Source organism: Bradyrhizobium sp. 87, from assembly GCF_023073015.1.
Lineage (GTDB): Bacteria > Pseudomonadota > Alphaproteobacteria > Rhizobiales > Xanthobacteraceae > Bradyrhizobium > Bradyrhizobium canariense_D.
Map to the genome: position 1 here is coordinate 150,610 of NZ_JADPIQ010000084.1, position 11,724 is coordinate 162,333.

17 protein-coding genes are annotated in these 11,724 nt (G+C 64.8%); 7 read left to right on the forward strand and 10 right to left on the reverse strand.

Annotation, left to right across the window (positions count from 1 at the left end; genetic code table 11):
• Positions 1 to 198 precede the first annotated feature (198 nt).
• Positions 199 to 450 (forward strand): hypothetical protein, encoded by a 252-nt coding sequence (locus IVB50_RS20410; protein ID WP_007603074.1) that lies wholly within the window; start codon positions 199 to 201, stop codon positions 448 to 450.
• Positions 451 to 596: 146 nt separating this feature from the next.
• Here the strand turns inward: IVB50_RS20410 and IVB50_RS20415 are convergent, their stop codons facing one another.
• A complete protein-coding gene (locus IVB50_RS20415) occupies positions 597 to 875 on the reverse strand; it encodes a twin-arginine translocation signal domain-containing protein (protein ID WP_018456486.1) in 279 nt (92 codons plus the stop codon).
• Positions 876 to 1,003: 128 nt separating this feature from the next.
• Entirely contained in the window at positions 1,004 to 1,318 is a 315-nt protein-coding gene (locus IVB50_RS20420) for a hypothetical protein (RefSeq protein WP_018456485.1), read from the reverse strand.
• A 129-nt stretch (positions 1,319 to 1,447) separates the two neighbouring features.
• Here IVB50_RS20420 and IVB50_RS20425 point away from each other — a divergent pair, with 129 nt between their 5' ends.
• Positions 1,448 to 2,095, forward strand: coding sequence for a glutathione S-transferase family protein (locus tag IVB50_RS20425; protein ID WP_018456484.1), 648 nt, complete (start codon positions 1,448 to 1,450; stop codon positions 2,093 to 2,095).
• A gap of 91 nt (positions 2,096 to 2,186) precedes the next feature.
• Positions 2,187 to 2,339, forward strand: coding sequence for a hypothetical protein (locus tag IVB50_RS20430; RefSeq protein WP_018456483.1), 153 nt, complete (start codon positions 2,187 to 2,189; stop codon positions 2,337 to 2,339).
• Positions 2,340 to 2,349: 10 nt separating this feature from the next.
• Here the strand turns inward: IVB50_RS20430 and IVB50_RS20435 are convergent, their stop codons facing one another.
• Positions 2,350 to 2,697: a hypothetical protein gene (locus tag IVB50_RS20435; protein WP_018456482.1), complete on the reverse strand. Its 348-nt coding sequence runs from the start codon at positions 2,695 to 2,697 to the stop codon at positions 2,350 to 2,352.
• 124 nt (positions 2,698 to 2,821) lie between these two features.
• A complete protein-coding gene (locus IVB50_RS20440; protein WP_018456481.1) occupies positions 2,822 to 4,354 on the reverse strand; it encodes an acyl-CoA carboxylase subunit beta in 1,533 nt (510 codons plus the stop codon).
• A 149-nt stretch (positions 4,355 to 4,503) separates the two neighbouring features.
• Between IVB50_RS20440 and IVB50_RS20445 the strand changes: the two genes are divergently transcribed.
• The 3 genes from IVB50_RS20445 (at position 4,504) to IVB50_RS20455 (ending at position 6,716) form a co-directional block, all read left to right on the forward strand.
• Positions 4,504 to 4,908 carry a DUF4260 domain-containing protein gene (locus IVB50_RS20445; protein ID WP_018456480.1) on the forward strand — a complete coding sequence of 135 codons (405 nt, stop codon included), beginning with the start codon at positions 4,504 to 4,506 and terminating at the stop codon, positions 4,906 to 4,908.
• A gap of 140 nt (positions 4,909 to 5,048) precedes the next feature.
• Positions 5,049 to 5,642: a hypothetical protein gene (locus tag IVB50_RS20450; RefSeq protein ID WP_026233187.1), complete on the forward strand. Its 594-nt coding sequence runs from the start codon at positions 5,049 to 5,051 to the stop codon at positions 5,640 to 5,642.
• 78 nt (positions 5,643 to 5,720) lie between these two features.
• On the forward strand, positions 5,721 to 6,716 hold the full coding sequence (locus IVB50_RS20455) for a dienelactone hydrolase family protein (protein ID WP_018456478.1): 996 nt from the start codon (positions 5,721 to 5,723) through the stop codon (positions 6,714 to 6,716).
• A gap of 146 nt (positions 6,717 to 6,862) precedes the next feature.
• On the opposite strand, the gene IVB50_RS20460 is transcribed toward IVB50_RS20455, so the two are convergent.
• The 6 genes from IVB50_RS20460 to IVB50_RS20485 all read right to left on the reverse strand — a co-directional run bounded on the left by IVB50_RS20460 (position 6,863) and on the right by IVB50_RS20485 (position 11,176).
• Positions 6,863 to 7,090 carry a hypothetical protein gene (locus IVB50_RS20460; RefSeq protein WP_018456477.1) on the reverse strand — a complete coding sequence of 76 codons (228 nt, stop codon included), beginning with the start codon at positions 7,088 to 7,090 and terminating at the stop codon, positions 6,863 to 6,865.
• Positions 7,091 to 7,192: 102 nt separating this feature from the next.
• Complete coding sequence (locus IVB50_RS20465) at positions 7,193 to 7,519, reverse strand: hypothetical protein (RefSeq protein ID WP_018456476.1); 327 nt, start codon at positions 7,517 to 7,519, stop codon at positions 7,193 to 7,195.
• A gap of 62 nt (positions 7,520 to 7,581) precedes the next feature.
• Positions 7,582 to 8,400 (reverse strand): class D beta-lactamase, encoded by an 819-nt coding sequence (gene blaOXA / locus IVB50_RS20470; RefSeq protein ID WP_026233186.1) that lies wholly within the window; start codon positions 8,398 to 8,400, stop codon positions 7,582 to 7,584.
• Between the two features lie 69 nt (positions 8,401 to 8,469).
• Positions 8,470 to 8,730 carry an EscU/YscU/HrcU family type III secretion system export apparatus switch protein gene (locus tag IVB50_RS20475; protein WP_007603059.1) on the reverse strand — a complete coding sequence of 87 codons (261 nt, stop codon included), beginning with the start codon at positions 8,728 to 8,730 and terminating at the stop codon, positions 8,470 to 8,472.
• Positions 8,727 to 10,325 carry a flagellar hook-length control protein FliK gene (locus tag IVB50_RS20480; RefSeq protein WP_026233185.1) on the reverse strand — a complete coding sequence of 533 codons (1,599 nt, stop codon included), beginning with the start codon at positions 10,323 to 10,325 and terminating at the stop codon, positions 8,727 to 8,729. The genes IVB50_RS20475 and IVB50_RS20480 overlap by 4 nt, the downstream gene beginning before the upstream one ends.
• 56 nt (positions 10,326 to 10,381) lie before the next feature.
• On the reverse strand, positions 10,382 to 11,176 hold the full coding sequence (locus tag IVB50_RS20485) for an ATP12 family protein (RefSeq protein ID WP_026233184.1): 795 nt from the start codon (positions 11,174 to 11,176) through the stop codon (positions 10,382 to 10,384).
• A gap of 74 nt (positions 11,177 to 11,250) precedes the next feature.
• Between IVB50_RS20485 and IVB50_RS20490 the strand changes: the two genes are divergently transcribed.
• Positions 11,251 to 11,697, forward strand: coding sequence for a hypothetical protein (locus tag IVB50_RS20490; RefSeq protein WP_018456472.1), 447 nt, complete (start codon positions 11,251 to 11,253; stop codon positions 11,695 to 11,697).
• Positions 11,698 to 11,724 lie beyond the last annotated feature (27 nt).

Sequence of the window (11,724 nt, forward strand, 5' to 3'; positions counted from 1 at the left end):
TTGCTGTCGTCCGGAGCCGCGTGCGGGGAATGTTCATGCCGCATTCAGGTCATGATTGGCAGATTTGGCTGGCGTCGTGTCGGCATGTTGCGATTTTAACGTGTCGAATCGTGTCTTTTGATTCATGGTGCGCCGAAAAGCGCCAAGCCCTCCTACCTGCCCCCAAAACCTACACCCAAGGACGAGAAGGAAGATCAAATGAAATACCTGTTTGCCGCCGTGATGCTCGCCAGCGCGGTCGTTGGTTTCAGCGAGGCGGCGAGCGCCGCCGGCGGTTGCGGCCCCGGCTGGTACCGCGGCGCCTATGGCGGCTGCCGCCCGATGCGCGGTCCGGTCGTTGTCCGCCCGGGTCCGATCGTGGTTGCGCCGGCCCCTGTCGTGGTCGTGCCGCGCGCCCGCGTGTGCCCCTACGGCTTCCGCTGGTACGCCGGCCGCTGCCGCCCGTTCTGATCTCGTTTTTTTCGCATTGCGAAATGGCCGCGCGGCGAAAGCCTGCGCGGCCATTTTCTTTTTGAGCGCCTGACGTCGCACCGGGATGTTTCGAATCAGAACGGGGACCGCGATCGCGGTCCCCGTTCAAGCCTGGTGCGCGAAGCTTACCAATGGCGGCGGTGCCATCGCCGGCGATGCCAGCCCCAGTGACGGCGGCGCCAACCCCAATGGCGATGGCGGCCGTGCCAGTGCACCTGCTCCGGCTTCAACTGCGCGGCTTCTTCGCTGCTGGTGACTGCGGGATGAGCGTCGGGATTGCCTTGCGGCATGCGGGGGTCACCGAGCGGCTGCGGCGCCAGCGGCGCAGCCTTTGCGGCGGTCGTGAACGCGGCAGCTCCGGCCGCGACACCGATTGCAAATTTTAAAAAGTTCCGGCGCTCCATGACTTCTTTCCTCTTGGATGGTCGTGCCAGTGATGCAGAGGCGAGTGTCGTGGTGACGACATGAACCGAAGCTGAATCGCGCGTTCAGCTTCGCTGCGACTCCGACGGTGACAGCCCGCCGCCGGGCGCTACTTGCCAAACTCCTGCGCCAGCACCAGCAACTCGCGCGTGCGCGTCACGTCGGGCCAATCGCGGTTGAAATCGGCCACCAGTTGCGTCAGCGCTTCGCCCTTCAGCATGGCGTGCAGCGCAGCCTCGCTCGCGAACTGATACATCGCCTGATGCAGTGAGGGATCGTCGAGGCTCCAGAACCGCCAGGCCTTGCTCACGCCGAAGGCCTTCATCGCGTCGGGCAGATGTTCGGTCTCGTACCACCTGTCGAAGGCGGCGCGCTTGCCGGCATCGGTGACGACGGCGCGGACGACGAAGAAGGCTGACGGCATCGGATTTTCCTCCTGTTGTTTGGGGTGAGACTAGCCGATGACGTCGGCGACGACAAAAAAGGACGGCACCGGTGTCGGAACGCGCATCTCTCACCCGTCCTATGCCTGGACAGCAGACGGAGACACCACATGCCCGACCTCACGCTCACCACCTTCGACTGGGTTCCCCCGCCCCCGCGCGGTTTCGTGCGCGACCTTCGGGTGCGCTGGGCGCTCGAAGAGGCCGCATTGCCCTATCGCGTCGCGAGCGCGCCGTTCGACGGGCGCGGCGCCGAGCATCTTGCGCATCAGCCGTTCGGGCAGTTGCCGTGGCTGACCGACGGCGATCTCTCGATCTTCGAGAGCGGCGCGATCCTGCTGCATCTCGGCGGCCTCAGCGCGAAGCTGATGCCATCCGATCCGCGCGGCCGCAACGAAGCCACGGAGTGGCTGTTCGCCGCGCTCAATTCGGTGGAGATGGCGAGTCTGCCCTGGACGATGTCGAAGTTCATGGGTCACCCGAGCGATACGGCCGCGTGGAAATTCGTCGACGACTTTCTAAAACTCCGCCTCAAGCACATGGAGGCGGTGCTGGCCAACCGCGAATGGCTGGCAGGCACGTTCTCCGTCGCCGACATCCTGATGTCAGACGTGCTGCGCATCGTCGATCAGTTCGATGGCCTCGCGGACAGTCCCGCCTGCCGCAACTACCTCGCGCGCGCCACAGCCCGCCCGGCTTTCGCAAAAGCCCATGCGGATCAGATGGCGCATTTTGCGGCGGCGGACGCGACCCGCTGACGCCGCGCGGGGGTGTGACGTGCCTCACATAATTAACTCGGCGACGGCCCTAGGCTCACAGCCATCAAATCATCCCTGCGGAAGGTGACACATGGCCCGCATCGCATATCTCAGAGACCAGCTTGCCCGCGCCGAACGGCTGGCAAAGGCGATCCTCGACCGGCAAACCGCGGAGCAGCTTCAGGCGTTCGCAGCCGAATGCCGCGAGGAGTTGCAGGTGCTGTCGCGCAGGGCTGCGGCTTAAGGCTGCTCGGTTACACGAGCTTCATCGGCGTATCGGCGACCACGCGAAGGTCGATGCGGCTGATCAGTTGAGACCGAAGCGCCTCCGCATCCCCGATCGCACTCTCCGTCTGCCGCAACGTGCTGACGTTCGAGCCGAGCGAGACGATCCCACCGAGCACCAGAGCGATCGATCCGAGCGCGGCGGTCTGACCCATCCCAAGCAAACCGAAGATCGTGATCAACAACAGCGCGCCGCCGCTCCCGATCGCGAGCTTGGACGCCAGGATGTACTTGCGGCATCGCTCGGCGATCTCGGCCAAAGCCTCGATCCGCGCTTCGATGTCTGAAATCTCGTCGGTCGGATCGTCTTCGGTCATTGGATTTGGATCGAGGATGCCAACTCAGAAACAGAATCGGTAGCCCGCATGAGCAAAGCGACATGCGGGACTTGGATAGACAAACCCGGATGTCGCTACGCTCATCCGGGCTACAAGTGCGCCCTCACAACGGCAAATTGTCGTGCTTCTTCGCCGGCGTTTCCACCTTCTTGTCCTTCAGCATCGACAGCGCCCGCGCGATCCGCTTGCGGGTCGAGTGCGGCATGATGACGTCGTCGATGTAGCCGCGCTCGGCGGCGATGAAGGGGGAGAGGAAGCGGTCTTCGTATTCCTTGGTTCTTGCGGCGATCTTGTCGGGGTCGCCGATGTCGGCGCGGAAGATGATCTCGACCGCGCCCTTGGCGCCCATCACCGCGATCTGGGCGGTCGGCCAGGCGTAGTTCATGTCGGCGCCGATCTCCTTGGAGGCCATGACGTCGAAGGCGCCGCCATAGGCCTTGCGGGTGATGATGGTGACCAGCGGCACGGTGCACTGCGAGTACGCAAACAGCAGTTTGGCGCCGTGCTTGATCAGGCCGCCATATTCCTGCGCGGTACCCGGCAGGAAGCCCGGCACGTCGACGAAGGTGACGATCGGGATGTTGAAGGCATCGCAGAAACGCACGAAGCGCGCCGCCTTGCGCGAAGCGTCGGAGTCGAGCACGCCGGCCAGCACCATGGGCTGGTTGGCGACGAAGCCCACCGTGCGGCCCGCGATGCGGCCGAAGCCGGTGACGATGTTCTTGGCGAAAGCATCCGCGATCTCGAAGAAGTCGCCCTCGTCCACGACCTTCAGGATCAGCTCCTTCATGTCGTAGGGCTTGTTCGGATTGTCGGGGATCAGAGTGTCGAGCGACATGTCGAGGCGGCCGATGTCGTCGAAGCTCGGCCATTCCGGCACGCCGTCCGTGTTGTTGGACGGCAGGAAGTCGATCAGGCGCCGCATCTGCAACAGCGTTTCGACGTCGTTCTCGAAGGCGCCGTCGGCGATCGAGGAGCGCGTGGCGTGCACCGAGGCGCCGCCGAGCTCTTCGGCCGTGACGACCTCGTTGGTGACGGTCTTCACCACGTCGGGGCCAGTGACGAACATGTAGCTGGTGTTCTTCACCATGAAGATGAAGTCGGTCATCGCAGGCGAATAGACGTCGCCGCCGGCGCAGGGGCCCATGATGACGGAGATCTGCGGGATCACGCCGGAGGCGAGCACGTTGCGGCGGAACACGTAGGAATAGCCGGCGAGTGCTGCGACGCCTTCCTGGATGCGGGCGCCGCCCGCATCATAGAGGCCGATGATGGGCGCACGCGCTTTCATCGCCATGTCCTGAAGCTTTGTAATTTTCAGCGCGTGCGTTTCCGACAGCGAGCCGCCGAACACGGTGAAGTCCTTGGCGAAGACAAAGGTCTTGCGGCCGTTGACGGTGCCCCAGCCGGTCACGACGCCGTCGCCGGGCACCTTGTTCTTCTCCATGCCGAACTCGGTAGAGCGGTGCTCGACGAACATGTCGAATTCCTCGAACGATCCCTTGTCGAGCAAGAGCTCGATGCGCTCACGCGCGGTCAGCTTGCCGCGGGCGTGCTGCGCCTCGATGCGCTTCTCCCCACCGCCGAGCTTTGCGCCGGCGCGACGGTCTTCAAGGGCGTCCAGGATGTTCTTCATTTGCTCCCGCCAGTTCTTAGCCTAAATGCGATTGCCGGGGGTTCTAACACGGCATTTTGCGGGCCGGGAAGCGGCTTTCGGCCCCGCAGGGCTGCCTTGCCGCAGCGGGAAAGCGCAAGGAATTACAAAGTTTTGCCTGGGAGACGAGCATGACCGAAGGAACGGCTGAGACCGGCGCGGCGACGGGCGGCGTCAACATCCTGCTGCGGCTGGAAGGCCTGACGCTGTTTGTGGGGATGGTGATGCTCTACTGGACCTGGGACGGCTCTTGGGCAGTCTTTGCCCTGCTCTTCCTTGTCCCCGATCTGAGCTTCCTCGCCTATCTTGCCGACGCCAAACTCGGCGCGATGGTCTACAACGCCGCCCACAGCTACATGGCGCCGGTCGCGCTGCTGACGCTCGGCTTCGGCCTCGCCTCGCCACTCACCCTGTCCATCGCCTTGATCTGGCTCGCCCATATCGGCATCGATCGGGCACTGGCCTACGGCCTGAAATATTCGGCCGGGTTCGGCTTCACCCATCTCGGCCGGATCGGCTGGCAGAAGGATACGTGACGCAGTTGCAAATCTGGTCCCGCCCGGTTGACCGGGCGCGGCGATTCAGGCTTGCTCCAGGCTTGCGATCAGGCGCCGAATGTTGCGTGAGCTCAGTCGGTACGGCGGCGGTCATCATTTCCGGCTGCAAGCATCACCCCATGTCCGCGACGGTCGTTCCACTGCCGCCGAACCCATCGTCCGAAACCACCGACTTCCTGCGGCGCATGGCCAGCATGGTGTCGGGGCGGAACGGCGAGATGTTGCTGCGCGCGGTCGCGCTGATCGAGTCGCTGACGCAACGGGCGATGTCGGCGGAACGCCTCTATCACCGGGAGCACGAAGAGAACACGCGCAACAGCGAGCTGCGCGAGACCGGTGAGATGGCGTCCGACGCCATGGTCAAGCAAATCGACGGGCTGCGCAGCCAGCTTGCCGAGGTCACCGCGGCCGCGGCGGCCGAGCGCGCGGCATTCGATGCAGAGCGCGGCAAGCTGCTCGGCCTGATGCAGCACGCCGAGAACCATATCGGCCAGCTCACAAGCGAGCTGCAGACGCTGCACGCCTCGGTCGATAGCTTCAACGAGACCGCAATCTCCGTGCCGATCGAGGTGCTGCGGCTGGCGCGCACCCAGTTCGATTTCCTCTCCGCCGGCTTTGCCCGCAAGGGCGACGTCATCTCGCAGGCGATGAGCGAGATTGGCGGTTTTGCGATCGACCAGGCGCTGACGGTGAAGAAGGCCGATCCCGCCTGAGGCGAACCGCCGGCTTGCGTCAATTTGACAGCGCGCAGGCCTGTTGTTCTACTCACTGAAAATCACGGGGAGGATCCGATGCCGACAGCATTCCGCGTCGCCATGGCGCTCTGCATTTCAACGCTGTTCGCCGGCATAGGCGCCAACGCGCAATCGCTTCCCAGGGAAGTCGCCACCCGCGCCGAGATCTACCCGATCTCCTCGCTCACCCTCTCCGACCAGCAATTCCTCAGCGGCGACGCCGCGGCCGGAAAGCCGGTGACAGTCGCCGGCGAACTGCGCGTGGCGCAAGGCAGCGGAAAACTCCCCGTCGTGGTGCTGATGCACGGCTCGAGCGGCGTCGGCGCAACGACCGACGCCTGGGTGCACGCGTTCAACGCCATGGGCATCTCGACCCTCGTCATCGACGGCTTTACCGGCCGCGGGCTGACGGTGGTGGGGCCGAACCAAGCCCTGCTCGGCAGGCTCAACCTCGTCATCGACATCTACCGCTCGCTGGAGATCCTTGCAAAGCATCCCCGCGTCGATCCTGATCGCATCGTGCTGATGGGCTTTTCACGCGGCGGACAGGCGACGCTCTATGCGAGTCTCGACCGCTTCCACAAGCTATGGAACAAGTCCGGCATCCAGTTCGCCGCCTACATTCCCTTCTATCCCGACTGCTCCACGACCTATCAGAACGACACGGACATCGCCGCGCGCCCGATCCGCATCTTCCACGGCACGCCCGACGACTACAATCCCGTGAAGAGCTGCAAGGCTTTCGTCGAGCGACTCAAGACGGCCGGCCGCGACGTGGTGCTGACCGAATACCCCGACAGCGCGCACGGCTTCGACAGTGGGCTGCTCGGCGTCAATACGGTTGCCGTGTCCACGGGCGCGCAGACCGTGCGCAACTGCCAGATCCGCGAAGGCGACGGCGGCGTGCTGATGAACGCCGATACGAAAGCGCCGTTCACCTACCAGGACGCTTGCGTCGAGCTCAATCCGCATGTCGGCGGCAGTCCAACGACTGCCGCCGAGTCGCGCAAGGCCGTTGAGGAGTTTTTGCAGGCGCTGTTCAAGCTGGGTTGAGAAGCATCTCGGCCTGCATGGTTCGAGACGCCCGCTTTGCGGGCTCCCCACAATGAGGGTCTGTCTTCTTACCGCAAACAAGTCCTCATCCTGAGGAGCCTGCGAAGCGGGCGTCTCGATGGATGGCCACAACAAAACTGCCTCCGCTACGGCTCGCCCGGCTTGAACGGCTCCTGCTTGTCCGGCGGCACGGTCTCCTCCGCCATTGCGAGCAACATCGCGACCATCACGTAATTGCCGGCGAGCGCGGTGAGGTCGACGATCTGCTGGTCGTTGAAGACCTTCTTCGCGCGCGCATAGGTTTCGTCGCCGACCTTCTTCGTCGTGGTGAGCTCGGTGACGAAGTCGTAGACGACGGCCTCCTCCTCGGCCATGTTCGCAGGCCGCTTATTGGCCTTCAGCTCCGCGATGATGTCGGGCGACAGGCCCGCCTTCGCCGCGAGCGGCGCATGGGCGTACCACTCGACCTGCGAGCGCTATTGCCGCCCGATGATCAGGATGGCGAACTCGTTGAGTTTTGTCGGGACCGAGGTTTCCCAGCGCAGATAATGGAACAGGTCGAACAGGCGCTGGCCGAGCACCGGGCTGCGGATCATCGGATTGTAGGGACCGCCGATGCCGACGCTCGAGACCTTCATGATCTGCTCGCCGAGCGGCTTCTGCTTGGCGTCGAGCTGGTCCATGGTGAGCTGAGGAAAGCGCGGCTCCCTGCTGGTGACGGGACCGGCAAACATCGTGGCGGCGAGCCAGCCGCCTGCGGCGGCAAGCGTGAGCGACGGCAGCCAGAGTGGCGTTGAGTTCATGTTCTCCTCCCGGTTTTTCTTGACCCGGGGGATGCTAGTCGAGCGGCGCCAGCGCGGTATCGCTAGATAGCGCCGATCTCGGCAAGGCAGGCTTGCGTCAGCGGCATGCGCTCTCCGACCAGGCGCGGCTCCTTGCAGTCCATGTTGAGCGCGAACACGGTGTGCGCTTCGCCCTTCTCGGCCCAGCCCACCATCCAGCCAAGCGATGGCTCGCCGCGGTCGGCGCCAAGCAGCCCGGACTTGGCGCGAATGACGCTATCGCCGACCTTGGTCACCGGCAGGATGTCAGCGACGAGATCCTGGCTGCGTTTCGAGATCGGCAGTGCGCGGCGGCGCAGCCGGTCGATGAAATCGACCTGCTCGACCGGATCGATGCGCAAGGCGCCGGTGAGCCAGAACTGGTCGATGCCGCCGCCGATGTCGCGATTGCCATAGTCGAACAGATCGACGTATTTTTGCATGCGCTCTTGCCCGATCCGGCGCGCGATCTCCTGATAGACCGGCACCGCGCTCACGAGAATCGCGCTGCGCAGCGTGTGGTCCTTGTTCCAGGCCTCGATCGGCCGCTTCACGCCGTCCCAGGGAAATACGTCCTTGTCGGGGTCAGTGACCACGCCGGTTTCGAGCGCAATCAACGAGTTCGGAATCTTGAAGGTCGAAGCCGGCAGCTTCGCCTCGCCCGAACGTTCCTTGTCGCTCGCAACGACCAGATAGTCCTCGACCTTGTAGCCGACGAACGTCCCGGCCGTGTTAAGGTCGGTGAAGCGCTTTGCGAGGCTGTCACGGATCTCGTTGCGCGGCGGCGCGACATGGGCGAATGCACGCGCTGGCAAAGCGGCAGCTGCGACGAGAAGGCCGAGAGTGGAACGGCGGGTAAGCACTGGCGATGTCCGTTACGCGATGAAGATGGCCGCGACCATGCAGCCGCTATCGTGGTGAAACGATGACAGCTACCGCCTGCCCGACAGCCGCAGCACGAACACCAGCACTTCGGCGACGGCCTTGTAGAGGTCGGGCGGAATCTCCTCGCCGAGCTCGACCTTGGAGAGAGCACCGGCCAGGATCTCGTTCTCCTCGATCGGGATGTCATTGGCCTTGGCGATCTCGACGATCTTTTCGCCGATCGTGCCCTTGCCCTTGGCGACGACGACCGGCGCGTTGCTGCCCTTCTCGTAATGCAGCGCAATCGCAAGCTTCGACGGGTCGCTCATGTGGCGCGATCCAGAAAGTGACCGGCGCGGGCCGGTGCGGGCTGTGGCGGGGTGCCATCGCGGACCAGGATGTCGCCGGGCTTGAGCTCGGCCCTGGTCAGGGCCTGGTTGAGCTCGCCGATTCCGGCGCGAAGCTGCTGTGCGGTCGTCGGCCGCTCCGCCCACATCCGCACGAAGGTCTTGTCACCGTTGAGCGTAATCAAAGCGTGCACGGGGCCGGCCGGCTCGACATTCAGCGAGAAGCGCGCGCGCCAGGCGCGCCTGGCGGGATCGGCGGATTCATTGCCGCCGTCGCGCGAGATCTCGAACTGCGCCATTGCCGTGCCCTGCGGCGTTGCGAATGGAATCTCGAAATTCCACTGCGGCACGCTCGGATCGATCCTGTGACCGCTGGCGTCGGTGCGATCGGGGAGCGAAGCAACCTGGAGCAACGTCTGGCGCGCGAGAGCGGCATCGGTGTCATCGAGCAGGCGATGCACGGTCGCAGCGAGCGGCGTATCCGGTACGAGTGACGGCGAGGCAATGAATTGCGGCGACGGCAGCGCGCCGCGAACCGGTGGTGGCGTCGCGCGCGCGGCGGCTTCGAAAATATGTCCGTCGGGTACGGCCTTGTTCGAGCCCGGCACGTTTCCCGTCATTCGCGGCAGGCTTTGCGTGATCTCTTGCAGGAGGCTCGCGGCAAGGCCTGCGGTCATGGCCCGCGGCACCGCAGCCTGCGGAGCACCGCCAGCAATGTCCGCCAACACAGAGGCTGCAAGATTGACGCTGCGCGGCATTTGCGGTGATTGGGCGATCTCGGGTTCGGGTGCGGACAATGCGGCCTGCGTCTCCGCGGCGACGAGCTGCGGTGTCGCCACAGTACCAGCCGGAAGGGCGGCACCTTGCGCCTGTGGCGCGATCGCCTCGAGCGTCGTCAGCGTTTGGCGCAGCACCAGCAATGCCGCCTTCAGGTCCGGCATCGTGCCGGAGGACGGCGTCGGGCCCTCGGCGAGCGAGGCCTCGAGGAATAGGCCGGATTTTTGGAATGCGGATTCAATGTCGCCGCCATCGAGCCCGGTGTTGAGCGGCGTCTGCTGCGCCAGCACGCCCAGGATCGCCTGCTTCAGCCCCGCCGGAAGATCGCTGCCGGTGACGACCGCGGCCAGATTGGCGAACAGCGGCGCCTGGCTGGCCTGCTTTGTGACCGCCTCGGCCGAAGCTGCGGTAACGGCGACCTGCTCCGATGGCGTCAGCACGTTGCGTCGCGCGCTCGCCGACGGAGCAATCGGTGGGCTGTCAACCAGCGAGGCCGCAGCCGGCGTCAGCGTGACCTGATCGGCGGTCGCCTCGCCTGCCGCGCCCATGACGGCGAGCCGGATGGTGCCGCCGTTCTGCGATACCGCAAGCTGGAGATTTTGTCCTGGTGTCAGCAACACCTCGGACATCACATCCATCGAGAGGTTGGCGATCGCGATCCGAACCAGATTGCCGGCGAGCACGCTGACCACTCTGGCGTCCACCACGCTGCCGGCCTGCAGCACAAGATCGGGCGTCACCGCGTCAGCAACAGAGCTGGCGGCACTGACGGGAACGATCAAGCTTATCGGCGTCGGCATGGCGAGGGCCCGGGGAGCGTAGGCCCTACCCTAAGGCCGCCCTCGTAAACCTCTCGTTAAGGACCTTTGGCCGCGGGCGGGTTCACAGCGGCCAAAACCGTCACGGCGGCCTGAAAGTCCCTGAGGCGGGCGGCGCGGCGGCCGGCGGCTTCCTCGTCGACTCCCCATTTCTCGTCATTCCAGTCCTCATCGACATAAGCCGCCGCCCAGACCTGGCTGGCATCGCGCACGCCATGGGCCAGCGCCAGCGCCAGCAGGGCCGAGCCGGTCAGGGTGGTGATCACATGGAGGGCGGCGACCGACCAGGCATCCCCCGGCAGCGCCGCACGCGCGGCCTGGACGGCCGCCTCCGGCTGCGTCACAGGCATGACGCCTTCGGACAGGATGAAATGCGCTCCCAGCGTCTCCGCGGCCCAAAACAACACGGGATCCCAATGCGCGGCCTCGCGGGCGAGGAGCCCCTCGGGATGGCCGGCGCGATAGAACAGCAGATCGGACTGGAGATACTTTGCGAGGTCGTCGCTGACGAGATCGACGCGGTCGACGACGCCCTCGACCACGCTATTGGCGATCCGCGTCAGCGGCATGGTCATGGGATTGATCGTCTCTTTCTGATCCGCCCACTCGGCAGCCACTGCGTCGGCTAGCACGCGCGCAGGGATGATCACCTGGCGGCCGGACGGCGTGCGGATCGCCTTGCCGTCAAGCGTGATGGCAAAGCCGCCCTCAGCCTCAGCGACCCCCACCTCCTTGTAGAAGCGCTTGCGCAACGGCACGCGCGAAGCCTGGCGGACCAACTCCTGCGGATCAAGCGGGGATCGCCCCGCAGCTTCATCGAACAATTCGCGCATCTGGTTTTCGGCCCTGATCACTCAATGCTAGGCTTGTAAGGTAAGAGCGACGACCGATAAAGCGAGCGGCAGGTATGAGGGAACTTGCAGGCATTGCGGCTCTCCTTGCCGGGTTTTGGCCGGCCGCGGCGCAGGCCGGCTTTCGGGCTCCGGAATCGGTGGTCCGCAACGTCTACGCTCATTACGGCCAGGGCGCGCCGGAGCTCTCAAAAGGCCTGCCGCGGGATGGCGCCACCGCCCGGCAATTCTTCGACCCCTCCTTGTGCAAGGTGTGGTCCGCGCCGCGGGTCGAGCCCTACGATTTCCTGGTGCAGAGCCCGAGCTGGAAGCTCGGCCCCGTCGCGATCGCGGTCGTTCGCAGGCAATACGACAAGACCTATGTCGCGGCGAGTTTCGACAATCGCGGCCGGCCGGTGACTCTGAACTTCATCCTGGTCAGCGGACCCGAGGGCTGGTTGATCACGGATGTCGAGAGCCCGCACGATAGCCTGCGGATGTTTCTGGAGCAGTTTCGGAATTGAGCGGGTTTCATGATTCGGGGCGCAGCG